Source organism: Roseomonas sp. HF4 (genome assembly GCF_005222755.1).
Taxonomy (GTDB): Bacteria; Pseudomonadota; Alphaproteobacteria; order Acetobacterales; family Acetobacteraceae; genus Neoroseomonas.
This window is the reverse complement of record NZ_STGD01000024.1, coordinates 18,146-40,594: the sequence shown is the minus strand read 5'-3', so window position 1 is coordinate 40,594 and position 22,449 is coordinate 18,146. Positions and strand designations below refer to the sequence as shown.

The 22,449-nt window shown below is 71.5% G+C and carries 27 protein-coding genes; 17 read left to right on the top strand and 10 right to left on the bottom strand.

Annotation, left to right across the window (positions count from 1 at the left end; translation table 11 throughout):
- The first annotated feature begins 11 nt into the window (after nt 1-11).
- The 3 genes from E8M80_RS24090 to E8M80_RS24080 are packed head-to-tail and all read left to right on the top strand — an operon-like array spanning nt 12 to nt 2,736.
- On the top strand, nt 12-944 hold the full coding sequence (locus tag E8M80_RS24090) for a DMT family transporter (protein WP_240790201.1): 933 nt from the start codon (nt 12-14) through the stop codon (nt 942-944).
- Nucleotides 944-1,852, top strand: a complete 909-nt coding sequence (locus E8M80_RS24085; protein WP_137128282.1) for a DMT family transporter — start codon at nt 944-946, stop codon at nt 1,850-1,852. Before E8M80_RS24090 ends, E8M80_RS24085 begins: the two co-directional genes overlap by 1 nt.
- Nucleotides 1,849-2,736 carry an MBL fold metallo-hydrolase gene (locus E8M80_RS24080; RefSeq protein WP_137128281.1) on the top strand — a complete coding sequence of 296 codons (888 nt, stop codon included), beginning with the start codon at nt 1,849-1,851 and terminating at the stop codon, nt 2,734-2,736. Before E8M80_RS24085 ends, E8M80_RS24080 begins: the two co-directional genes overlap by 4 nt.
- A 63-nt stretch (nt 2,737-2,799) precedes the next feature.
- On the opposite strand, the gene E8M80_RS24075 is transcribed toward E8M80_RS24080, so the two are convergent.
- The 4 genes from E8M80_RS24075 to E8M80_RS24060 form a co-directional block, all read right to left on the bottom strand.
- Nucleotides 2,800-3,267: a GNAT family N-acetyltransferase gene (locus E8M80_RS24075; RefSeq protein WP_137128280.1), complete on the bottom strand. Its 468-nt coding sequence runs from the start codon at nt 3,265-3,267 to the stop codon at nt 2,800-2,802.
- Between the two features lie 75 nt (nt 3,268-3,342).
- Nucleotides 3,343-3,909 (bottom strand): histone H1-like repetitive region-containing protein, encoded by a 567-nt coding sequence (locus E8M80_RS24070; RefSeq protein ID WP_206035733.1) that lies wholly within the window; start codon nt 3,907-3,909, stop codon nt 3,343-3,345.
- Nucleotides 3,910-4,539: 630 nt separating this feature from the next.
- Nucleotides 4,540-5,673, bottom strand: a complete 1,134-nt coding sequence (locus tag E8M80_RS24065) for a bifunctional 2-methylcitrate synthase/citrate synthase (RefSeq protein WP_137128279.1) — start codon at nt 5,671-5,673, stop codon at nt 4,540-4,542.
- Nucleotides 5,674-5,735: 62 nt separating this feature from the next.
- Complete coding sequence (locus E8M80_RS24060) at nt 5,736-7,262, bottom strand: MmgE/PrpD family protein (RefSeq protein WP_137128278.1); 1,527 nt, start codon at nt 7,260-7,262, stop codon at nt 5,736-5,738.
- Nucleotides 7,263-7,369: 107 nt separating this feature from the next.
- Here E8M80_RS24060 and E8M80_RS24055 point away from each other — a divergent pair, with 107 nt between their 5' ends.
- Nucleotides 7,370-8,311 (top strand): LysR family transcriptional regulator, encoded by a 942-nt coding sequence (locus tag E8M80_RS24055; protein WP_137128277.1) that lies wholly within the window; start codon nt 7,370-7,372, stop codon nt 8,309-8,311.
- On the opposite strand, the gene E8M80_RS24050 is transcribed toward E8M80_RS24055, so the two are convergent.
- Nucleotides 8,278-8,466 carry a hypothetical protein gene (locus E8M80_RS24050; protein WP_137128276.1) on the bottom strand — a complete coding sequence of 63 codons (189 nt, stop codon included), beginning with the start codon at nt 8,464-8,466 and terminating at the stop codon, nt 8,278-8,280. The two genes, E8M80_RS24055 and E8M80_RS24050, sit on opposite strands and share 34 nt — an antisense overlap.
- 122 nt (nt 8,467-8,588) lie before the next feature.
- A complete protein-coding gene (locus E8M80_RS24045) occupies nt 8,589-9,455 on the bottom strand; it encodes a phosphonopyruvate hydrolase (protein WP_137128275.1) in 867 nt (288 codons plus the stop codon).
- 105 nt (nt 9,456-9,560) lie between these two features.
- Here E8M80_RS24045 and E8M80_RS24040 point away from each other — a divergent pair, with 105 nt between their 5' ends.
- The 8 genes from E8M80_RS24040 (at nt 9,561) to E8M80_RS24010 (ending at nt 16,691) form a co-directional block, all read left to right on the top strand.
- Nucleotides 9,561-10,952 carry a dihydroorotase family protein gene (locus tag E8M80_RS24040; protein ID WP_137128274.1) on the top strand — a complete coding sequence of 464 codons (1,392 nt, stop codon included), beginning with the start codon at nt 9,561-9,563 and terminating at the stop codon, nt 10,950-10,952.
- The gene (locus tag E8M80_RS24035; RefSeq protein ID WP_137128273.1) at nt 10,936-11,229 is read left to right on the top strand and encodes a hypothetical protein; all 294 of its coding nucleotides are present in this window, start codon (nt 10,936-10,938) and stop codon (nt 11,227-11,229) included. The genes E8M80_RS24040 and E8M80_RS24035 overlap by 17 nt, the downstream gene beginning before the upstream one ends.
- A complete protein-coding gene (locus E8M80_RS26880) occupies nt 11,226-11,354 on the top strand; it encodes a hypothetical protein (protein ID WP_255467553.1) in 129 nt (42 codons plus the stop codon). Before E8M80_RS24035 ends, E8M80_RS26880 begins: the two co-directional genes overlap by 4 nt.
- Nucleotides 11,351-12,295 carry an N-carbamoyl-D-amino-acid hydrolase gene (locus tag E8M80_RS24030; protein WP_137128272.1) on the top strand — a complete coding sequence of 315 codons (945 nt, stop codon included), beginning with the start codon at nt 11,351-11,353 and terminating at the stop codon, nt 12,293-12,295. The genes E8M80_RS26880 and E8M80_RS24030 overlap by 4 nt, the downstream gene beginning before the upstream one ends.
- A 97-nt stretch (nt 12,296-12,392) precedes the next feature.
- Complete coding sequence (locus tag E8M80_RS24025) at nt 12,393-14,150, top strand: NAD(P)/FAD-dependent oxidoreductase (protein ID WP_137128271.1); 1,758 nt, start codon at nt 12,393-12,395, stop codon at nt 14,148-14,150.
- A gap of 413 nt (nt 14,151-14,563) precedes the next feature.
- On the top strand, nt 14,564-15,106 hold the full coding sequence (locus E8M80_RS24020; protein WP_137128270.1) for a hypothetical protein: 543 nt from the start codon (nt 14,564-14,566) through the stop codon (nt 15,104-15,106).
- A 215-nt stretch (nt 15,107-15,321) separates the two neighbouring features.
- The gene (locus tag E8M80_RS24015; protein WP_137128269.1) at nt 15,322-16,293 is read left to right on the top strand and encodes an N-carbamoyl-D-amino-acid hydrolase; all 972 of its coding nucleotides are present in this window, start codon (nt 15,322-15,324) and stop codon (nt 16,291-16,293) included.
- A gap of 14 nt (nt 16,294-16,307) precedes the next feature.
- Nucleotides 16,308-16,691, top strand: a complete 384-nt coding sequence (locus E8M80_RS24010) for a hypothetical protein (RefSeq protein ID WP_137128268.1) — start codon at nt 16,308-16,310, stop codon at nt 16,689-16,691.
- Between the two features lie 19 nt (nt 16,692-16,710).
- On the opposite strand, the gene E8M80_RS24005 is transcribed toward E8M80_RS24010, so the two are convergent.
- Genes E8M80_RS24005 through E8M80_RS23990 form a run of 4 tightly spaced genes read right to left on the bottom strand, consistent with a single transcriptional unit; the run spans nt 16,711 to nt 18,475 of the window.
- A complete protein-coding gene (locus E8M80_RS24005) occupies nt 16,711-17,130 on the bottom strand; it encodes a hypothetical protein (RefSeq protein ID WP_137128267.1) in 420 nt (139 codons plus the stop codon).
- Nucleotides 17,076-17,309, bottom strand: a complete 234-nt coding sequence (locus E8M80_RS24000) for a hypothetical protein (RefSeq protein ID WP_137128266.1) — start codon at nt 17,307-17,309, stop codon at nt 17,076-17,078. Before E8M80_RS24000 ends, E8M80_RS24005 begins: the two co-directional genes overlap by 55 nt.
- 57 nt (nt 17,310-17,366) lie before the next feature.
- Entirely contained in the window at nt 17,367-17,801 is a 435-nt protein-coding gene (locus tag E8M80_RS23995; RefSeq protein WP_137128265.1) for a tetratricopeptide repeat protein, read from the bottom strand.
- Nucleotides 17,798-18,475, bottom strand: a complete 678-nt coding sequence (locus tag E8M80_RS23990) for an aspartate/glutamate racemase family protein (RefSeq protein ID WP_137128264.1) — start codon at nt 18,473-18,475, stop codon at nt 17,798-17,800. Before E8M80_RS23990 ends, E8M80_RS23995 begins: the two co-directional genes overlap by 4 nt.
- A 130-nt stretch (nt 18,476-18,605) precedes the next feature.
- Here E8M80_RS23990 and E8M80_RS23985 point away from each other — a divergent pair, with 130 nt between their 5' ends.
- Genes E8M80_RS23985 through E8M80_RS23965 form a run of 5 tightly spaced genes read left to right on the top strand, consistent with a single transcriptional unit; the run spans nt 18,606 to nt 22,426 of the window.
- Nucleotides 18,606-19,052, top strand: a complete 447-nt coding sequence (locus E8M80_RS23985; protein ID WP_137128263.1) for a DUF983 domain-containing protein — start codon at nt 18,606-18,608, stop codon at nt 19,050-19,052.
- The gene (locus E8M80_RS23980; RefSeq protein WP_137128262.1) at nt 19,045-19,515 is read left to right on the top strand and encodes a UPF0262 family protein; all 471 of its coding nucleotides are present in this window, start codon (nt 19,045-19,047) and stop codon (nt 19,513-19,515) included. Before E8M80_RS23985 ends, E8M80_RS23980 begins: the two co-directional genes overlap by 8 nt.
- 9 nt (nt 19,516-19,524) lie before the next feature.
- A complete protein-coding gene (locus E8M80_RS23975; RefSeq protein WP_137128261.1) occupies nt 19,525-20,643 on the top strand; it encodes an Acg family FMN-binding oxidoreductase in 1,119 nt (372 codons plus the stop codon).
- The gene (gene mtnA, locus E8M80_RS23970; protein WP_137128260.1) at nt 20,640-21,731 is read left to right on the top strand and encodes an S-methyl-5-thioribose-1-phosphate isomerase; all 1,092 of its coding nucleotides are present in this window, start codon (nt 20,640-20,642) and stop codon (nt 21,729-21,731) included. The genes E8M80_RS23975 and mtnA overlap by 4 nt, the downstream gene beginning before the upstream one ends.
- Nucleotides 21,728-22,426, top strand: coding sequence for a cysteine hydrolase family protein (locus E8M80_RS23965; RefSeq protein ID WP_137128259.1), 699 nt, complete (start codon nt 21,728-21,730; stop codon nt 22,424-22,426). The genes mtnA and E8M80_RS23965 overlap by 4 nt, the downstream gene beginning before the upstream one ends.
- Nucleotides 22,427-22,449: the final 23 nt, after the last annotated feature.

Below are 22,449 nucleotides of genomic sequence, written 5' to 3'. Positions count from 1 at the left end.
TGGCGCAGCGCGTGGGTGACGCCGGGGGGCGCTCTCGGCACGGCCTGACGACGCCGACCGGCGCCGAGGCGCTGCGCGGCATCGGGCTCATCCTCGCGGCCTATGTCGTGATCACCGGCGCGGATGTGGCCGTGAAGTGGGCCCTGCCCGAAGTCGGCGTCGCGGTCTCGATGATCGTGCGCGGCGTGATCGGTGCCATGGCCGTGCTGGTTCTCACGCGCGGGCGCGGCATCATGCCCCGCAACCGGTCGCTGCTCGCGATGCGGGGTCTGCTCCACTGCGCGGTCTCGGCCACCTGGTACTGGGCCTGGGTATCGGGCATGGCGCTGGTCGATTCCTACGCCATCGCCGCCGCCGCGCCGCTCGCGATGACGCTGCTCGCCATCCCGATGCTGAGCGAACGCGTTGGCTGGCGGCGTTGGACCTCGACCGCCATCGGTTGCGCGGGCGTGCTGATCATGCTGCAGCCGGCGGGCGACCTTTGGCGCTTCGAGACGCCCTTCCTGCTAGTCGCGGTGGTCGCCATGGCGGTGACGCGGATCTGGACGCGGGTGCTCTCGGCGACCGACGGGCCGGGCGCGGTCGCTTTCTGGCTGATGGTGGCGCATATCCCGGTCGGCATCGCGCTGCTGCCCTTCTTCCCGGCGCCGGAGGCCATGCCGGGGCCGGGCGTCGTCGTGGCGCTGGTCTTTTTCGGCATCGCGAACGCCATCGCGCACATGCTCTTCGCGCGCGCCTTCGCGCTCGCCCCCGTCTCGGCGCTGGCGCCCTACGAATATTCGCCCCTGCTGATCGGGGGGCTGATCGGCTTCCTCATCTGGGCCGAGGTGCCGGCCTGGACCACGGTCGGCGGTGCGCTGATCGTCATCGCCGCCGGCCTCTACAACCTGCACCGCGAAAGGGTGCGTCGCGCCGAGGAACGCCGCGCTTCCGGCGGCCCCTGATGCCGCTGCGCCATGACATCCGCCGCGGCGCTCTGCTGATGCTGGGGGCGACCGCGCTCTTCACCGTCATGTCGGCCATCATCAAGGGCATCTCGGCCGAGATCCACTTCATCGAGACCATGTTCTTCCGCTCGGCCTTCGCGCTGCCGGTGATGGCGGTCATCGCGGCGCGCATGCGCGACCCGGGGCTGCTGCGGACGAAGCGCTTCCCCGCCCACACCGTCCGCGCCTTCACCGGCACCATGGCGCAGGGATGTTCCTTCTACGCGCTGACCGTCCTGCCGCTGGCCGAGCAGACGGCGCTGACCTACACGACGCCGCTGTTCGTCACGCTGCTCTCGATCCCCTTCCTCGGCGAGCGCGTCGGCATCCATCGCTGGTCGGCCGTGCTGCTGGGCTTCGCCGGCATCATGGTGATCGCGCTGGGCAATGGGGCGTTCCAGGGTGGCAGCCTGCCGGACCGGGTGGCGGCGATCGGCATGGCGGCGGCGGTGGCCCAGGGGGTCTGGTCGGCGATGACGACGCTGCTGGTGCGCAGCCTGTCGGCCACCGAGAGCTCGGCCACCATCGTGCTCTGGCAGTCGCTGCTGATGACCGCCTTCACGCTGGTCGCGCTGCCCTTCGTCTGGACCTGGCCGAGCCCGCTCGAATGGCTGCTGCTGATCCTGGTCGGGCTGGTGGGCGGCGTCGCGCAGATCATGCTGACCGAGGCCTATGCCTCGGCGCAGGTCTCGGCGCTCGGGCCCTATTCCTACACGTCCATCCTCTGGGCTGTGGCGATGGGCTGGGTGCTGTTCGACGATGCGCCGGGGGTCGGCACGCTAGCCGGGTCGGCGCTGATCGTGGCCGCCGGTCTCTATATCCTGCACCGCGAACTCAAGCGCGCGGCCGAGCGGAGGAAAGAGTGACCATCCCCTTCCTGAAGGACGACACCCTGCCGGTGGGCGAGGCGGCCTGGGTCGCGCCGGGCGTGCGCCGCCTGCTTTGCGGAAATCCGGGCCCCTTCACCTTCCGCGGCACCAACACCTGGATCATCGGCCGCGGCGGCGCGCTGGCGGTGCTCGATCCGGGGCCGGAGGATGCGGCGCACCTCGACGCCATCCTGCGCGCGACGGCGGGGGAGCGGATCTCGCACATCCTCGTCTCCCACACGCACCGCGACCATTCGCCGGGCGCGGCCGCGCTGCAGGCGGCAACCGGCGCGGCCACCTTCGGCTTCGGCCCGCACATGACGCCGCCCGACCAGGGCGGCGAGGGCGGCGACCACACCTTCCGCCCCGACGCGACGCTGGCCGACGGTACTGCGATCGAGGGCGATGCCTGGCGCCTGACCGCGCTGCACACGCCCGGCCATTGCGCCAATCATCTCTGCTTCGCGCTCGAGGCGGAGGAGAGCGAGGGCGTGCTGTTCAGCGCCGACCACGTCATGTCCTGGTCGACCACCGTGGTCAGCCCGCCCGATGGCGACATGGCGGCCTACATGGCCTCCCTCGCGCGGCTCGCGGCGCGCGACGACAGGCTGTACCTGCCGGGGCACGGGCCGCCGCTGCACGAGCCTGCCGGCTTCGTCGCCGCGCTGGCCGCGCACCGGCGGGAGAGGGAGGCGATGGTGCTGGACGCGCTGCGCGCCGCGACGCGCGCGACGGCTCAGGATCTCGTCGCGCCCGTCTATGGCCCCGCGCTGGATGCGCGCCTGGTGCCGGCGGCGGCGCGCAGCCTGCTCGCGCACCTCATCAAGCTGGCGGCGGAGGGCGCGGCGGCGCGCGACGGGGAGGAGTGGGAGGCGCGCTGAACGGCAGGTGGGGGGAGGGGAACCTCCCCCGAGCCCCCTCCCTGTTCTGGCACCTGGCGCCGATCACAATGAGGCTTCCGGGTCGAGGCGGATGACGTAGGAGCGCCAGTCGGCACGCTCGGCCACGCGGTCATAGAGCGCAATCGCGCCTCGGTCGGCCTCCGGCACGATCCAGCGCAGGTGCGACCAGCGGCGCGCCCGGCCGAGGTCGCGAAGCGCACCGAGCAGCGCGCGCGCGATGCCGGCGCCGCGCCGGTCCGATCGCACGAACAGGTCGTCGAGCGCGCCGCAGCGCCGCGCGAACACCGCTTCCGGCAGGTCGAAGAAGATGGCGAAGCCGACGGGCTCGCCCGCGATGGCCGCGAGAAGCACCTCGGCGCGCGGGTCGGCGGCGAGCATCGCGGCCGCCGCGACGCCGCCGGCGGCGTGCGTGCCGGCGAGCGTCTCGCGCATCTCGGCCGCATAGGCATCGAGAAGCGGCGCGAGCCGGTGCCGGTCGTCAGGCGGCAGTTCGGTGACGGAGAGCGCCATGCGCGGGCTCCTGACGCGAAAGGGGCGCCGCCCGCCTGCGCGGACGGCGCCCCGACGCCGGGATCGGCGTTCGGCTCAGCTCGTCGGCGTTTCCGTCGACGCGGTGGCTGCAGCGGCCGCGGCGGCGGCGCGCTTGGCGGCGCGCGTCACGGCAGCCTTCTTCGCCGCTTCCGAGCGTGCGGTGGACTTCACCGCCGGCTTCTTCGCGGCGGCCTTCTTCGGAGCGGCCTTCTTGGCGGCCGGCTTCTTGGCCGCCGCCTTCTTCGGAGCGGCCTTCTTGGCGGCCGGCTTCTTGGCGGCGGCCTTCTTGGCCGCAGCCTTCTTCGGGGCGGCCTTCCTGGCGGCCGGCTTCTTGGCGGCGGCCCTCTTGGCGGCCGGCTTCTTGGCGGCGGCCTTCTTCGGAGCGGCCTTCTTGGCGGCCGGCTTCTTGGCGGCGGCCTTCTTGGCAGCCGGCTTCTTCGCGGCCTTCTTGGCGGCCGGCTTCTTGGCGGCGGCCTTCTTGGCGGCCGGCTTCTTGGCGGCGGCCTTCTTGGCGGCCGGCTTGCGCTTGGCCGGCGCCTTCTTCTTCGCGGCGGCCATGGCCATCGCCTGGGCGCGCGGGGCGGCGCCTTCGGCTTCGATGGTCTCGTCGATGTCGGTCATTGTGATGGATGTCTCCGTGCGTTCCGGTGAGGAGGAGGCGATGCGACCAGGCGCGCCGTCTCCGGGGGGTACAACAGGGCGGGACAGGCGAATGCCGGGCGCGCGGATCCCGTCGCGCGTACCGTTGTCCGTGCAGTGAGCTCCGTGGCGCAGGTGCCGGAACGGACGGGGCGCGCGGTGTTTCCCCGCAGCGCATCGCCTCCGACCTCTCTCCCGCCACGACGCCGCGCAGAGGCTGCGCTGCCGGGCGGTGGTGGAAGTGCGGCAATCGCTGCCGTCCTTCCAGTGAGCCTGCGGTCCATGGACCGTCCTTCCCTGCTGCGGCGAGAGCGTCATGCCGATACGCCGGTGCTGGCCTTCTGCAATCCGATCCGACGTGGTTCGTGCGGAGCGTGATGCGCGGAGCGGGTTCCGACGAATCGCGCAAGATGATTCGCGCGCTCGTCACGCTATCTGCACCGCGCTGTGTAGTGTCAACAGAATCCGCATGCGCTCGCGCGCAAAACGCGCGTCGTCGTCATCCTCGTCGTCGCGTGTTGCGCGCGCGTCGCGGTTTGCCGCGCGTCGATGCTCGGCCGCGTGTGCGCCGAGGTTGCTCCCGCCGCGTCCGTCGCGGCGGGAACATCCGCCTCAGCCGCGGCTCGCGATCGGCACCACGGCGCGCTCGGGCACGCCGGTGTAGTGCGACAGCGGGCGGATCAGCCGGTTGTCCGCACCCTGCTCGAGCACATGCGCCGCCCAGCCCGTGATGCGCGAGCAGACGAAGATCGGCGTGAACAACGGGATGTCGAAGCCCATCAGGTAGTAGGCGGGCCCGGCCGGGAAATCGAGGTTCGGGTGGATGTTCTTCTCGGTCAGCATCACCCGCGCGAGCACGGCCGAGGTGTTCATCCAGCGCTTGTCGCCCACCACCTCGGCCATGATCTCGGCGTATTTCTTCATGGTGGGGACGCGGCTGTCGCCGGTCTTGTAGACGCGGTGGCCGAAGCCCATCACCAGCGCCTTGTGGTCGAAGCGCTCCCGCAGCCAGGCCTCGGCGACGTCGGGGGAGGGGATCTCCTTCAGCATGTGCATCACCGCCTCGTTCGCGCCGCCATGCAGCGGGCCCTTGAGGCTGCCGATCGCCGCCGTGATGGCCGAGTGCATGTCGGACATCGACGAGGTGACGAGGCGGGCGGTGTAGGTCGAGGCGTTGAAGGTGTGCTCGGCATAGAGGATCATCGAGACGTCGAAGGCCTTGATGACCTCGGGCTGCGGCACCTTCCCGAAGACCATGTGGAAGAAGTTCTCGCAGAAGGGCAGCGCCGGGTCCGGGGCGATCGGGTCGAGCCCCTTGGACAGCCGGTTCGATGCCGCGACTGCGGTCGGGATCCGTGCCAGCAGCCGCATCGCCTTGCGCCGCTGCGCCGCGTCGGAGATGTCGGCCGCCTCCGGGTCCTCCATGCCGAGGAAGGAGACTGCGGTGCGGATCATGTCCATCGGGTGCGCGGCCTTGGGGAATTCGGCCAGCACGCGGAGCAGCGCGGGGGTCAGCGCGCGATTCGCCTTCTCCTCGGCCCGGAAGGCGGCGAGCTGCGCGGTGTTCGGCAATTCCCCGTTCCACAGCAGGTAGGCCGTCTCGTCGAAGGAGGCGTTCTCGGCCAGGTCCTGCACCGGGTAGCCACGATAGGTGAGGCTGTTCGTCTCGGGCATGACCTTCGAGACGGCGGAGACGTCGGCATAGACGCCGACCAGGCCCTTCTTGATCTCTGGCGTGTCGTTCATGGCTTCCTCACTCTTGTCGTATCTGGTGGGTAGCCGGGCGGCGCACCGCCCGGCGCCGGTTGTCAGAAGATGCCGGGCTTGGCGTCGAGCAGCCCGCCGGCCGGCAGCGCCACGTTCAGCGCGCCGAGTTCGCCCGCCTTCAGCTTCGGCAGGTCCTGCACCACCTCGAGGAAGCGGTTGGCCTCCCGCGCGGAGAGGATGCCGTCGGTCAGCGTCCGGAACTTGCCGATGTACTGCTCGCGGGCGAAGGGGCGGGCGCCGTTCGGGTGGGCGTTCGCCACACCCAGCTCATCGACCAGCTTGCGGCCGTCCTTGAGCAGGATCTCGACGCGGCCGCCGAAGGCGAGCTCGTCGGGGTCCTTGGAGTGGTACTTCCGCGTCCACTCCGGGTCCTCCCGCGTCTCGATCTTGTGCCACAGCCGGACCGTGTCGGCGCGGCCGGCGCGCCGGGGCGCGTAGCTGTCGACGTGGTGCCAGCGCCCGTCCTGCAACGCGACGGCGAAGATGTACATGATGGAGTGGTCGAGCGTCTCGCGGGACGCCTTCGGATCCATCTTCTGGGGATCGTTCGCGCCTGTCCCGATCACGTAGTGGGTGTGGTGGGAGGTGTGGATGGTGATCTTGGCGATGTCCTCGAAGTCCGTGATGTGCTCGCGCATCCGGAAGGCGAGGTCGATCAGCGCCTGGGACTGGTACTCGGCCGAGTGCTCCTTGGTGTAGGTCGCCATGATGGCGCGCTTGGCCTCGCCGGCCTCGGGCAGCGGCACCTGGTAGTAGATCGGGCCATACACATCCTGGCGGTTCGACCGGCCGGCCAGCACCCAGGCGATCACGCTGTCCTCGCCCTCATATATAGGTGAGGGCGCGCCCTCCCCGCGCATGCAGCGGTCCACGGCCTCGACCGCCAGCTTGCCGGCATGGGCGGGGGCATAGGCCTTCCAGGAACTGATCTCGCCCTTGCGCGACTGGCGGAAGGAAATGGAGGTGTGCAGCGCCTGCTGGATGGACTGGAACACCACCTCCTGTTTCAGGCCGAGCAGCGTGCCGATGCCGGCCGCGGCCGCCGGGCACAGATGGGCGATGTGGTCCACCTTGTGCTCGTGCAGGCAGATGGCGCGCACGAGGTCGACATGGAGCTCGTAGCCGGTGGCGAGGCCCCGGATCAGGTCGCGGCCCGACTTCCCCATCGCCTGTGCGACGGCCAGGATCGGCGGGATGTTGTCGCCGGGGTGGGAATAGTCGGCGGCGAGGAAGGTGTCGTGCATGTCGAGCTCGCGCACCGCCGTGCCGTTCGCCCAGGCCGCCCATTCGGGCGAGACCGTCGTGCCGGACTTCACGCCCATGACCTGCGCGCCGCCCGCCTTCTTGGCGTGACCCAGCGCCATGCCGCGCGCCGAGACCACGGGGCGTCGGTTGATCGCAGCGATGGCGACCGAGGCGTTGTCGATGACCCGGTTGATGATCATCTCCTGCACGTCCTTCTCCACCGGAACCTTGTCGGTGGCGACGCCGGCCATCTTCCAGGCGAGCTGGTCCTCGCGCTTCAGCAGCGCCTTGGACGGGTGGACCTTCACGGGGTGGAGTTTCATGGGCGGCGTTCTCCCTCGGTGGATTCAGTCGGCGCGTTTTGTGCGCCCGTCGCGCGTGATCGTCCAATCCGATTGACCGCGCGGCGCATTAGGATTTCCGTATCGGGATGGATTTCCGGCTGGTGCGCCGCCTCGGGCATTTCCTCGCGGTGGCGGAGGAAGGGCATTTCGGGCGCGCCGCCGCGCGGCTGGGGATTTCCCAGCCGCCGCTGACGGCGCAGATCCAGGCACTGGAACGCGAACTCGGCGTGCGGCTGCTGGAACGCACCGGCAAGGGTGCGAGGCCCACGCGGGAAGGCGAGGCGCTGCTGCCGCTGGCGCGGCGCGTCGCCGGCAATGCCGCGGATCTCGAGGCGCTGGCGCGCGAATTGCGCGCGGGGCGTTCGGCGCCGGTCGCGATCGCCTGCGTCACCTCGGCGCTGTTCGACTACCTGCCGCCGCTGGTGCGCGCCATGCAGGCCGCGCGCCCGGACGCGGCGATCGCGGTCAGGGAGATGGACACGGCCGATGCGACGGAGGCGCTGCGGCGCGGGGAAGTGGACCTTGCCCTGCTCCGCGCGGACCGGGAGGTGGCGCCGCTCCGCCTGCGCCCGCTCGGGGAGGATCGGCTGGTGGCCGCGCTGCCGGTCGGGCATGCGCTGCTGGCGGGGCCGGACCCGCTGCCGCTCGCGCTGCTGGCGGATGCGCCGATGCTGGTGCTGCCGCGCGCGATCAGCCCCGCCTATGCGGACGCCATGACGGCGGCCTGCCGCGACGCCGGCTTCGCGCCGCAGGCGGTGCGGGAGGTCGGATCGGCCATGGCGCAGCTCGGCTTCGTGGCGGCCGGGCTCGGCGTCGCGCTGGTCTCGGAGGGGATGGCGCGGCTCGACCCGCCCGGCGTCGCGTTCCGCGTGCTGGCCGGGCCGGTGCGCGGCGTGGGGGTGGCGCTGGCCTGGAACGCAGAGCGGGAGAGCGAGGCGGTGCGGATCGCGCTCGGGATCGCGGAGCAGGCGTGGCCGCCCTCCGCCGCAGCGCCTCAGAACCGTTCGCCGACGAAGGCAAGGAAATAGGCGGAGACGGCGAGCGACGCCGCGAAGGGCAGCGTCGTGCCGGCGAGGAGGCCGAGCGCGAGGACCGCCTTTCGCGCCTCCCCGCGCCGGCGGAGCGCGAAGCCGCGGTGCAGCAACGCCGCGCCGCAGCCGAGCAGCACGAGATGAATCGCCACGCGCAGCCCGCCTGCGCCCGTGCGGAGTCATCCCGGCAGTACGGCGACCAGCGCGAGAGCGAGCGTCGCCACCCCCGCCACGCCGGCGAGGACCAGGAGGCGCCAGCCGAGGCCGGGCGCGCTCAGCGGAGGAACCGCCGCTCGACCTCCCGCATTCGCTCGTCGCCCTGCAGAGCGAAGATGTCCGCGACGCTCGCGATCCGCTGCTCGACGCCGGCGATGCCGCCCTCTGCGCGGATCGTGGCGAAGGTCTGCCGCATGGCAGCCACCGCCGCCCGGATGGCGTGGTTGCCGCAGATGATCAGCCCGACCTTTCCCAGCGCCGCGACCTCGGCGAAGGAGACCTGCGGGTAGGAGGTCGGCACCAGCACGAGCGGCACGCGCCCGGGCCAGGCGCGGCAGAAGGCAAGAATCTCGTCCGGGGTCTTCTGTTTCGAGTGGATCAGCACGGCATCGGCGCCGGCCTCGGCATACGCTGCGCCGCGGGTCAGCGCCTCCGCCTGGCCGAGGCCGGCGATCAGCGCCTCGGTGCGCGCGATCACCAGAGGGCCGCTGGGCACGCGCGCGGCCTCGATCTTTCCCTGGAATTCCCCGACCGGCACCAACTCCTGTCGGCCACCGGGGCGGAGGCTCGAATCCTTGGGGAAGGTCTTGTCCTCCATCACCACGGCCGCGACGCCCGCCGCCGCGTAGCGCGGCACGAGGTAGGCGACGCTCACCGCATTGCCGCTGCCCGTGTCGATGTCGGCGACGACGGGCGCGTCCTGCGCCTCGACCATTGCGCGCATGGCGGCGAGGTGGGTCTCCCAGGACAGGATCGAGGCGTCCGGCACCGCATGCGCGGCCGAGAGCTCGAAGCCGCTGCCCCAGATGGCGTCGAATCCGGCCTCGGCGGCCAGTTTCGCCGAAAGCGCATTGTGCGCCGACATGGCGATGGCGGGGCGGTCGGGCGTGAGGCGGGCGCGAAGGCGCGCGGCGGGGGTGTCCATGGCGGGATGCTCCACCCGCGACGCGGCGGCATCAAGCGGGGGCGGGGTGGGCAGCGGGCGCATGCGGCGGTAGCCTCCGGCACGCTGCCTTCCGGGAGAGCCTGCATGTCCGACGCCGCCCCCTTCGACCGCGTGATCCGCGGCGACATCGTGCTGACAGACCGCGTGCTGCGCGACGGCTACGTCGCGATCCGCGGCGAGGCGATCGCCGCGATCGGGGAGGGGACCGCGCCGCCGGCCAAGGACCTCGTCGATCATTCCGGCAACTACGTGCTGCCCGGCCTGGTGGACGGGCACATGCACACCTCCTCCTCGCGCGGCTGGCCGGGGATCCAGGGGGCGTCGATGTCGGCCGCCGCCGGCGGCGTCACCACCTGCGTCGACATGCCCTACGACGTGCCGCGGCCGGTGACGGATGCGGCGATCCTCGCCGACAAGATCGAGCACGTGAACCGGCTCTCGCATGTCGACATGGCGCTCTATGGAACCATCACGAAGACCGGGGGGGTGGACGCGATCGCGGGGCTGGCGGAAGCGGGCGTCTGTTCCTTCAAGCTCTCTACATATGAGTATGACGCGGTGCGCTTCCCGCGCATCGATCACCCGACCATGGTCGCCGCCTTCCGGGAGATCGCGAAGACCAACCTCATGGTCGCGATCCACAATGAGGACCAGGAGATCGTGGTCCGCCTGACCGAAGAGGCGAAGGCCGCCGGCAACACGACGCCGATCTGGCATTGCCGCACCCGCCCGCCCTTGTGCGAGACCATGGCGGACCTCGAGATCTTCGAGATCGGGTTGGAAACCGGCGCGCATGTCCACATCGCCCATTCCTCCCTCGCGCGCGGCTTCGATATCGCGGAGGTGTTCCGACGCATGGGCGGCAAGGCATCGGGCGAGGCCTGCATCCAGTACCTCTGCATGACCGAGGAGGACATCATCCGCCTCGAAGGCTTCGGCAAGTGCAATCCACCCTTCCGCACGCAGGAGGAGGTGGCGCGGATGTGGGAGGCCTTCGCGGCGGGGAAGATCGCCTATGTCTCGACCGACCACGCGCCCTGGCCGCGCGACCGCAAGACCTACACGGGCGACATCTTCGCGGTCGGCGCCGGACTGACGGGCATGCAGTCCTTCGCGCCGCTGATGTATACGCTGCTGTCCGAACGCTCGCTGCCTGTCACGCTGATGGCAAAGTACTGCGCCGAGCGCCCGGCGAAGTTCCACGGCCTGTTCCCGAAGAAGGGCGCCATCCGGATCGGCGCCGACGCCGATTTCGTGGTGCTGGAGACGGGCGAGTTCACCTTCGACGCGGCCGAGATCCAGGACCAGGAGGATGCGCGGTGGTCGCCCTATGACGGCCGGCGCATGGCCGCGCGCGTGGCGGCGACCTACCTGCGCGGCGAACGGATCTGGGACGGCAAGGCGGTCCTGGCGAAGCCCGGGACGGGCCGCTTCGTGCCGCGGCAGCACAACGGGACCTATGTCGGGGAGGAGTGAGGGGCCGCGCCCGCCGCGCCACTGGGTCAAGCGCCCGCCCAAGCCCTCCCGGCCGGCCGCGCCGCCGCCGCGCGTGAAGCCCGGCTTCGCCCAGGCCGCGATGGCGGCGGGTGCGGGGCTGCTGCTCGGCATGCTCGGCGGCACCGTTGCCGGGGCCGCGGGGCTGCGCGAGGGCTTGCCCGGATTGTTCGCCGGCGCCGGGTTCTGCCTCGGCGCCGTGCTGGTCTGGCGCGCCTTTGGCGGCACCGTGCAGGATTTCAGGGATCTGTTCCGATGAGCACCGACGACGACCACGTGACGCATCGGGCGGCGGCTCTGCCGCTCGCCGCCGCTTTCATCGCCGCCGAGACGGCGCGCTTCCGTCCCGTCGTGGACAGCATCCGGCCGGAACTCGACCAATGAGCCGCATCCTCCGTGTCGCCGGCGCCCAGATGGGCCCGAACCAGAAGGCCGACAGCCGCCGCGCCATCCTGGACCGCATGATCGCGCTGCTCGATCAGGCGGCCGGGCAGGGGGCGCAGCTCGTCGTCTTCCCGGAACTGCCCTTCACGACCTTCTTCCCGCGCTGGCTGATCGAGAGCACGCAGGAGCTCGACACCTATTTCGAGCGCGACCTGCCGGGGCCGAACACGCAGCCGCTGTTCGACCGGGCGCGCGCGCTCGGCGTCGGCATGTATGTCGGCCATGCGGAGCTCACGCCGCAGGGCCAGCGCTTCAACACCGCGGTCACGGTCGGGCCGGATGGCACGATCCTCGGCAAGTACCGCAAGATCCACCTGCCCGGCACGGTCGAGCCCCGCCCCGGGGACCGTTTCCAGCAGCTCGAGAAGCGCTATTTCGACTACGGCGACATGGGCTTCCCCGCCTTCCGCGGGCCCGAGGCCTGGGGCCGCGGCATCCTCGGCATGCTGATCTGCAACGATCGCCGCTGGCCGGAAGGCTGGCGCTGCTACGGGCTGCAGGGCGTCGAGCTGATGCTGATCGGCTACAATTCCGCCGCCTACGACCCGATGGGCGGCACGAGCGAGAGCGCCGATCTCCGCACCTTCCACTCGACGCTCGCGGTGCAGTCGAACGCCTACATGAACGCGACCTGGGCCGTCAGCGTGGCCAAGGCCGGCAACGAGGACGGCTCTGGCCTGATCGGCGGCAGCGTCATCGTCGATCCGAACGGCATCGTGCGGGCGGAAGCGAAGACGCTCGGCGACGAGGTAATCCTGGCCGAGGTCGATCTCGACGCCTGCCGCCAGGGCAAGGAGAAGATGTTCGACTTCGCCGCCCATCGCCGTCCGCAATGGTACCGGGCGATCGTCGACCAGGTGGGCGCCGTCCCGCCGCCCTGACCCGCGCCGGGCGCGGGGCCGTCCGTCCGCCCCGCGCTTGCCGCGCCGCCCCCCGGCGACCAAACTCCCGCCCAACAAGGCGAAGGAGGACGGCGCCATGGACGGCATCCTGACCGGCACGACCGCGGAAGCGGCTGCGCAAGAATGGCTCGGGCGCTTCGAGGACGCGCTCGACGCGGGGGATGCGGCGACCATCGCCCCGCTTTTCGCCGCCGAGTGCCACTGGCGCGACCTCCTGGCCTTCACCTGGGACCTGCGCACCGCCTCGGGCGCGGGGCCGATCGCCGCGCGCCTCGCGCAGTACGCCCCGGCGGTGCGGCCGCGCACCATGGGCCTCGCCGCACGCCGCACGCCGCCGCGCCGCATGACCCGCGCGGGCACCGAGGCGATCGAGGCGATCTTCGCCTTCGAGACCGCGACCGGCCCCTGTTCCGGCGTGGTCCGCCTGGTGAACGAGGGCGGGCAGACCCGCGCCTGGACGCTGATGACCGCGCTGGACGAGATCCGCGGCCACGAGGACCCGGCGAACGGGTCGCGCTGGCAGGACGTGGACTGGAAGCGCAATTTCGGTGGCGAGAACTGGCTCGACCGCCGGCGCAAGGCCGTCGCCTATGCCGACCGCGACCCGGCTGTGCTGGTGGTCGGCGGATCGCAATCGGGCATGACCATCGCCGCGCGGCTGTCGCTGCTCGGCGTCGATACGCTGGTGGTGGAGCGCGACGCGCGGATCGGGCAGTCGTGGCGCAAGCGCTACCACGCGCTGACGCTGCACAACGAGACGCGGGTCAACCACCTGCCCTACATGCCCTTCCCGCGGTCCTGGCCGGTCTTCATCCCGAAGGACATGCTGGCCAACTGGTTCGAGCTCTATGCCGAGGCGATGGAGCTGAACGTCTGGACCGGCACGGAACTGACAGGCGGGAGCTGGGACGAGGCCGCCGGCTGCTGGGACGTGACGCTGAGGCGCGCCGACGGGACCGAGCGCCGGATGCGCCCGCGCCACATCGTCATGGCGAACGGCGTGAGCAGCATCCCCGTCATGCCGGACCTGCCGGGCCTGAAGGAATTCCGCGGTACGGTGCGCCATTCCGGCGCCTATGGCAGCGGGCTCGACTGGGTGGGGAAGCGGGCGCTGGTGGTCGGCACCGGGACCTCGGGCCACGACGTGGCGCAGGACCTGGCGGTGTCGGGTGCCGCGGAGGTGACGCTGGTGCAGCGCCGCCCGACGCTGGTCGTGAGCCTGAAGGAGGCGCAGGCGCCCTACGCCTTGTATGACGAGGAGATACCGTTCGAGGACAAGGACCTCCTCGCCGTCTCCTTCCCCTTCCCGGTCTATGCGCGCGCGCACCAGCAGATGACCATCCGCAACGCCGAGGCCGACCGGGTGCTGCTCGACGGGCTGAAGGCGCGCGGCTTCCGCCTGACCTCGGGCCCGGACGGGACGGGCTGGCAGATCATGTACCAGTCGCGGGGCGGCGGTTACTACTTCGATGCGGGCTGTTCCCAGATGATCGTGGACGGCAAGGTCGGGCTGATGCAGTTCGACGACATCGACCGCTTCGGGCCCGACGGCGCGGTGATGAAGGACGGCACGACGAAGCCGGCCGACCTCATCGTGCTCGCCACCGGCTACGAAGGCCAAGCCGCCGCCGCGCGGCGGATCCTGGGCGATGAGGTCGCGACGCGCGTCGGCCGGGTCTGGGGCTACGACGCGGAGGGCGAACTGCACGGCATGTGGCGCCCGACCGGCCAGCCGGGCCTGTGGTTCCATGCCGGCGGGCTCGCGCAGTGCCGCATCTTCTCGAAGGTGCTGGCGCTGCAGATCAAGGCGCGGGAGCTGGGGCTCGTCGCGTAATCCGCGTCGTGCAGGACGAGGGAGCGGGGCATTTCCGTGTGGTGACGCGGGACGACGAGACCCTGGCGATCATCGAGCCGCGGTCAGTGGCGGAGGGAGGAGATGCATGCGCTCCGTCACGCGCAAGCCCCCTTTGTGCTCGCCGCGCAGACCCTTCGCGGAGGCGGCCTTTGCTTCGCCGTCCAACGCATCGACGAGGAGCCCGGCGCGCATGATCAGCCGTCCTCTCGCGTCATACACGCCATCACGATGTCGTTAGCGCCTGCCTCCGTGGCGCGCACTGATTGCGCTGTCCGGGCGGTCGCGTTGCCTTTGCCATTCGTCGTTGCGGGCGTGGCAGACCGTCGTTACGGTTGTTTATTGACCACGTCGTGCGAGGAGAGTGCAGGATGCGTAGAGCGGGAGGTCAGTGGGTGAGCAGTTTCACCAACGCGGATGGGGCTCCCATACCCGTCACCGATGACCAGTCGGTCTTTACCGTCTGCTCGCGCGACGACGTGTGGCACGGCGGCCATTCCTGTTGCTATCTGGAGTGGGTCGAAAACAAACTGGCGGTCATGGATTTCTATGACCTGGTGACACCCGGACACGGACGAGTGCAACTCAGACAAATGGGAATTCAGCGTTTTAAGAAGCGGAAAGTAAAATATGATGAAGTTGATGACGAGCTGAGGCATATTGCGACGACGAAGCATCATTCTTATGCTATCAATACTGACCAGACCATACGAATGATGCAAGCCTTTCAGCGTTTCGAGGGGAAGGTCGCAGACGGCCGCTATGTGTATTCATTTCCGGGTGGCAAGCTCGGCCGGGCGCTCGGCGCTCTCAAGGGGCAGAGAGGCGTGAACTGCGCTGATCTTATCCTGAAGATCCTGAATGAGGCGGGAATCGCTAACGTCAGCGACAATTTCGTCAATACGCCGAGATACGCGTCCGGCAGTTCAAACCGGTAGAATCGTGCGAGGCTGCATCGCGGAGTGCGGCTGCTCTTGCGGAGCAGCCCTGCCGTCGTGATCTGAACCTGCCTGGATGCCGCCCGGCATGCAGATCGCAGGCCACCATAGGATCCTCCTGGCGGTCTCCCTCTGGTCGGTGCCCGCACCTGGCGCCATGCTGACGTGTCGGCCTTCCTTCCGGCCACCCTCATCTCCTAACCGGGAGCCCGCCCATGTCGCGCGCCATCATCCTCGCCGCCGCGCAGCTCGGCCCGATCCAGAAGGCCGAGGGCCGCGACGTCGCCGTGGGCCGCATGGTCCGCCTGATGGAGAAGGCGCACCGCATGGGCGCCGAGGTCGTCGTCTTCCCCGAGCTCGCGCTGACCACCTTCTTCCCGCGCTGGTACGAGGAGGACATCGCAAACGCCGACCACTACTACGAGACGACGCTGCCCTCGAACGCGACCGCCCCGCTGTTCGAGGCGGCGCGGAAATACGGCATCGCCTTCCACCTCGGCTATGCCGAGAGGACGCCCGACGGGCACCGCTTCAACACCGCCGTCTTCGTGAATCCCGAAGGTCAGGTGATGCTGAAGTACCGCAAGGTCCACCTGCCCGGGCATGCGGAATTCGATCCCGTCCGCAAGGTCCAGCACCTGGAGAAGCGCTTCTTCGAGGTTGGCGACCTCGGCTTCCCCGTGGTGCGCGCGCCGGTCGCGGGGCATGAGGTGAATGTCGGCATGATGATCTGCAACGACCGCCGCTGGCCGGAAGCCTGGCGTGTGATGGGCCTGCAGCAGGTCGAGCTGGTCATGCTCGGCTACAACACGCCCTCGCTCAACATGGATAACCGCGGCTTCGAGGCGCACCACCTGCGCGTCTTCCATTCCCACCTGACGATCCAGGCGGGTTGCTACCAGAATGCCTGCTTCGCGGTGGCCACCGCCAAGGCCGGCACCGAGGACGGGCACGAATTGTTCGGCCATTCCATCATCGTCAACCCGCAGGGCGAGATCATGGCCCAGGCCACCTCCTGGGGCGACGAGCTGATCGTGGCGGAAGCCGATCTCGGCATGTGCGAATTGGGCCGCAGCACCATCTTCAACTTCGCGAAGCACCGCCGGCCGGAAGCCTATGGGCGGATCACGGGGCAGGTCGGCAGCGAGGCGCCGCCCGCCTGGGCGCCCTCGCGCGCGGCGGAGTAGAGCGGGCATCGTCTTTGCGCCGGGTCGTCATCGCGCTGGTCGTGCTGCTGGGGGGCGGTACGGCCGCGCTCGGGCTGCTGATGCTTGCGATGGTTGGCGGCTTCGGCTGCGAGAGCGAGGACGTCGCCCGCGACCCCGATGGCGCCTGGCGGATCGCGCGCACCAATTGCGGCGCCACCGTCGGCTTCGTCTGGCACGTCCATGTCCGCGGCACCGACGGGCAAGAGCGCTTGGCGTTCGAGACCACACCCTATCCGGACGCCGCCCGGGCCGAGGTCACGGCCGGCACCCTCCGCGTCTGGTCGTCGGATCAGGGCGCGCCCTGGGTGGTGCCGCTCGACGATCGGCGCCGGCCCGCGGCGCCGCTCCGGCTGCGCGAGGGCCATCCGCGGCGCTGAGGCGGCCGCGCCGCCTTGGTCATTGCGCCAGGCGCCGGAGGCTATCGCGCAGGATCTCCGGATCCGCGCGGCGGTCGTCGCGCAGCCCTTCATGGCGTTCGCGCAGCGCAACGAGCACGGCGCGCACCGCACCGAGGCCTAGGCCGAGGCGCGGCCGGGCCGCGCCGGGCGCACGCAGGCGCTGGTCGGCAAGCGGCGCGACGCTCCAGCCGAAGGCCTCGGCCACCGCCGCCAGCGTCGTGGCCTCGACCGTCTGCACGAGGCCCGCGCGGCGTAGCGCCGCCGCCACGTCGTCACCCCGGTCCGCGCCGATCCGGGCCATGAGGGGCCCGAGCACCTCCGCCTCCCGGTCCAGCGCGGCGACCAGCCCGTCGAGCACCTCGATCAGCGCCCGGTTCGGGCCCTCGATCCGCCGCGCCGTTGCCGCGCGCAGCAGCACGAGGTCGCCGCCCGGTCCAGGCGGCGTCGCGCCGCGACCGCATCGGCCAGCAGCCGCGTGCTGGCCGCCTCGCCCTCCGCCGCCAGCCGGGCCGTGGCGTTGGGCGGGATGCCGGCGGAGGCCGCGCCCGCGAACAGCAGGGCCAGCAGCGCCGCGCGCCGGGACCGGGCGGCCGACATGTCCCGGCGCACGCGCAGGGCGCCCGGCAATGGCTGCGGACGGCAGGGGCGCCCGCATCAGCGTCGCGCGGCGATCTCGCGTGCCAGCTCCGCCTGCTCGGTGCAGCCTGCCGGGCACAGCGCCGTCAGGCGTCGGAGATTGGCCTCCGCCGCGGCGCGCCGACCGGTCTCGAGGAACAGCACGCCCTGGTAGGCGAGGGCGGGCAGGTGCGCGGCGTCGCGCGCCAGCGCCTCGGCGTAGCGCAGCTCGGCCTCATGCACCCGCCCCGTGCGGCGCAGCGCGAGCGCGAGGTAGGTGAGGATGTCTGGATCGCCCGGCAGCCGCGCCAGCACCGCCTCCAGCATCGGCACCGAGAGGTCGTAGCGCCCGGCCTCGGTCAGGCGGACCGCCTCCTGCAGCGCGGGGTCGCCGGGCGGGTCGGCGGGCGGCACGGCGGCGGCGGGCGTCGCCGCCAGCGCCGCGGCCAGCGCCGCCAGCGCCGCGCGCCTCATTCCGCCGCGAGGCGCATGCCCGCCCCACGCGCCGAGACGACCGCCAGGATCGCCTGCGCCACCGCCGCCTGGCAGGGTTCGACCACCGGCACGCCGCAGGCCTCCTCGGCGAAGTTGCGGTGCCCGGCCATGCCGGCGCAGCCGAGGATGACGCTCTCCGCCCCCATTGCGACCAGTTCGCGGGCGGCGGCCGCGATGCGTGCGCGCGGCGCCACCGGGTCGGTCAGCACCTCCATGTCGAGGTTGAGCGGCACGATGCCGGCCAGCCGGTCCTCGACGCCGAGCGATTGCAGCGCGCGGCGCTGGCGCGGCTTCGACTTGTCGGTGAAGGCCACGATGCCGAACCGCTCGCCCCGCATCATCGCGGCCGCGACCGCGCAGCGCAGCGGCCCGAAGACCGGCCGGTCCGTCGCGGTCCGCACCGCCTCGAGCCCCGGGTCGGACACGCAGGCGATGACGTAGGCGTCGGCCGCCTCGGCCTCGACCATCCGGCAGAGCGGCTCGGCCACGCCGTACCAGTCGCGCCAGGTCACGATCGCGCCCGGGCTTTCGGGCAGGCGCGTCACGTCGAGCCGCGGCAGCCCCGGCGCCGCGAAGGGCGCGATGGCGGCGGCGATGCCGTCCGTGCAGGACAGGCTGGAATTCGGGTTGATCACCAGGATGCGTTCGGACATGCCGCATCCTCGCTCCGCGGAGGTCGCCGGTTCAAGCCCGGACGTGCAATGCTTGAACCGGCGGCCTGAAGGGTGTCTTATGCTGCATTGCACAACGGGCGCCGCCGAGCGCCCGGCGAAAGGAACGCCGATGTCATGGGACCCGACGCGGGGCGCGCCCGATGCGCCCGCCGCGCCCCAGCCGATCCTTGCCGGCCTTGTGCGGGGCGCGCGCGGCCGCTGCCCCTGCTGCGGGGAAGGGCGTCTGTTCGCCGGCTACCTGCGCCTGGTGCCGGAATGCAGCGCCTGCGGCGCGCCGCTGGGCCGCATCAGGGCGGATGATGCACCACCCTATTTCACCATATTCCTGGCCGGCCACCTGCTCCTGCCGGGCGTCTTCTGGGTCGAGCGCGCCTGGCAGCCGCCGATGTGGCTGCACATGGCGGTCTGGCTGCCGGCCTTCACCATCGCCTGCATGCTGCTGTTGCGCCCGGTGAAGGGGGCGGTGGTGGCGTGGATGCTCCGCCTTGGCCTGACGGGGGACGAGCAGGGCGCGCCGGTGCCGGTGGCGCCGCCGCGCGGCACGGGCGATGCCTGACCAGCGCCTGATCCGCCTCGAACTGCCGGAGGAGCCGCCCGCGCCCTCGGCCTTCGCCGAGGCTGACCGCCGCCAGGCGATCGCCGACCTGCTGGCCGGCAACCGCTTCGACCCGCCCAACCTGCCGAAGGGTCCCTATGCCCTGTCGGTGTCGGTGCGGGAGGGGCGGCTCGTGCTCGACATCCGCGACGTCGACAATCGCACGCTGCACGTCCTGGCGCTGGCCCTCGGTCCGTTCCGGCGGCTGATCAAGGACTACCACATGGTGGTCGAGGCGCATGAGCAGGCGGTGGCCGAAAGCGGCCCCGAAAGCCGCGTGCAGGCGATCGACATGGGCCGGCGCGGGTTGCACAACGAAGGCGCCGAGCTGCTCCAGCAGCGGCTCAAGGGGCGCATCGACGTCGATTTCGAGACGGCGCGGCGGCTGTTCACGCTCGTCTGCGCGCTGCACCAGCGGATCTAGCGGCGCGCCATGGCCCTGCGGCGCACACTGCTGCGCGGTGGCCTCGGCGGGCTGGCGGCGGCGGCCGTGCTGGGCGGCGGCGCGGCCTGGTGGATCGCCCGGCGCGACGGCGCGGCCTATGCGGCGCTCGCCCGGGAGACCTGGCGCCCGCCCGATGCCGCGTCCCGACCCGTTCTGCGCGAACTGGTGCGCTGCGCGACGCTGGCACCCAACAGCCACAACACCCAGCCCTGGCGCTTCGTGACAGTGGCCGGCGGGCTACGCGTGCTGCCGGACCCGGCGCGGCGCACGCCGGTGGTCGATCCGGACGACCACCACCTGGTCGCGAGCCTCGGCTGCGCGGTCGAGACGATGGTTCAGGCCGCGCCGGCGCTCGGCCTCGCGGCCGAGGTGGAGGTTGCCGCGGATGGCGGCGCGACGCTGCATCTGGTCGCCGCGCCGCAGCGCGACGGGCCGATGGCGGCGGCGGTCGCGCGGCGCCGCTCGACCCGCCTGCCCTTCGACCCGGCGCCGCTGCCGGCCGCCGACCTCGCGGTGCTGGAGGCGGCCGGCGGCGCCGATCCGCGCGTTGCGCTGCTGCTGCTCGATGCGCCGGCGCAGCGCGCCGCGCTGTCGGAACTCGTGCTCGCGGGCAACAGCGTGCAGCTGCGCGATGCGGGCTTCGTCGCCGAGCTCACGCACTGGATCCGGTTCAGCGCGGGCGCTGCTCTGGCGCGGCGGGACGGGCTTTTTGCCGGCGCCTCGGGCAATCCGGTCCTGCCGGAGCCGATCGGCCGGGCTATCTTCCCGCATGTCTTCACGCTGGCCGCCGAGACCGACCGGATGGCGCGGCAGCTGGCCGGCAGCGCCGGCTTCGCGGTCTTCGCGGCGGCGCGCGACGATCCGGACCATTGGCTCGCGGCCGGGCGTGCGGCACAACGCTTCTGCCTGGCGGCGACGACGCTCGGGCTGCGCACCTCCTGGGTGAACCAGCCTGTCGAGGTGCCGGCGCTCAGGCCGGTGCTGGCCGCATGGCTGGGGCTCGGCGGGCGCCGGCCGGACCTGGTGCTGCGCTTCGGCCGCGGGCCGGACCTGCCGCCATCCCTGCGGCGGTCACTGGAGGAGGTGCTGGTGGAGCAGGGCGCATGAGGATCGACGGGGTTTGGCACCGCAGCGTCCGCGTCGATGCGCAGGATGGCTGGTCCGTCCGCATCCTCGACCAGACGCGCCTGCCGTGGCAGGTCGAATGGCTGCGCCTGGCGGACGAGACCGAGGTCGCGCACGCCATCCGCGCCATGCAGACGCGCGGCGCGCCGCTGATCGGCGCGGTCGCGGCCTATGGCCTGGCGCTCGCGATGCGCCGCGACCCGGCGACGCTGGAGGCTGTGGCCGCCATGCTGGCCGAGACGCGTCCGACCGCGGTCAACCTGCGCTGGGCGATCGACCGGATGCTGGCCGCGCTCCGCAATCTGCCGCCCGGCGCACGCGCCGAGGCCGCCTATGCCGAGGCCGCCGCCATCGCCGACGACGACGCCGCCACCTGCGAGGCGATCGGCCGCCACGGCCTGCCGCTGCTGCAGGAGATCGCCGCGCGCAAGCCGGGCGCGCGCCTCAACGTCCTGACCCATTGCAACGCCGGCTGGCTCGCGACAGTGGACTGGGGCACCGCGCTGGCACCGATCTACATGGCGCATGATGCGGGCATCCCGGTGCATGTCTGGGTGGACGAGACGCGCCCGCGCAACCAGGGCGCGGCCCTGACGGCCTTCGAGCTGGGCGCGCATGGCGTGCCGCACACCGTGGTCGCCGATAATGCCGGCGGGCACCTGATGCAGCATGGCGAGGTCGACATCGTCATCGTCGGCACCGACCGCGTGACGCGCACCGGGGATGTCGCGAACAAGATCGGCACCTACCTCAAGGCGCTGGCGGCGGCCGACAACGGCGTGCCGTTCTGGGTGGCGCTGCCGCATTCCACCCTCGACATGCGCGTGGCCGACGGCGTGGCGGAGATCCCGATCGAGGAACGCAGCGCGGCCGAGGTCACGGACCTCACGGGCCGCACCGCGGATGGCCGGATCGAGACCATCCGCGTCGCGGCCGCCGGCAGCCCCGCCGCCAACCCGGCCTTCGACGTGACGCCGGCGCGGCTCGTGACCGGCCTTGTCACCGAGCGCGGTCGCATCCCCGCGACGCCCGAGGCGATCGCCGCCATGTATCCGGAGAAGGCCGCATGACCGGCTGGAAGACCGCCTGGCGGTCCTTCTACTACGCCGGCGCGCCGGAGGCGCCGGACCCGGTGCTGGTCCGCGGCAAGGTCGCGCTGCTGGTCATCGACATGCAGAACACCTACCTGGCGCGCCCGGAGGACCCCGCGAGCCTCACGCCCGTCGAGCGCGCGCGCGAAGCCGCCTGGGACGGCTTCCACGACCGCATGCACGGCACCGTCATCCCCACCATCGCGCGCCTCATCGCGCGCTTCCGGGCGGGCGCGGGGCCGGTGGTCTTCGCGCGCATCGCCTGCCTGACGCCTGACGGCGCCGACCGCTCGCTCAGCCAGAAGAAGCCCGGCTGGAACAACATCTTCCTGCCGCACGGCTCGGACGCGTCCCAGGTGGTGCCGGCGCTGGCGCCGCGACCGGGGGAGGTGGTGGTGACCAAGACCACCGATTCCGCGCTGACGGGCACGAACCTCCGCCTCATCCTGTCGAACATGGGCATCACCCATGTCGTCTGCTGCGGCATCTTCACCGACCAGTGCGTCTCCTCGACCGTGCGGTCGCTGGCGGATGAGAGCTTCGACGTGATCGTGGTCGAGGATGGCTGCGCCGCCGGCACGATGGACCTGCACATGCGGGAGATCGAGATCATCAACCGCATCTATTGCGAGGTGATGCGGGCGGACGACCTGGTCGGCTACCTGCCCGCTTGACCGGCACGGGCGCGGGCGCAGGA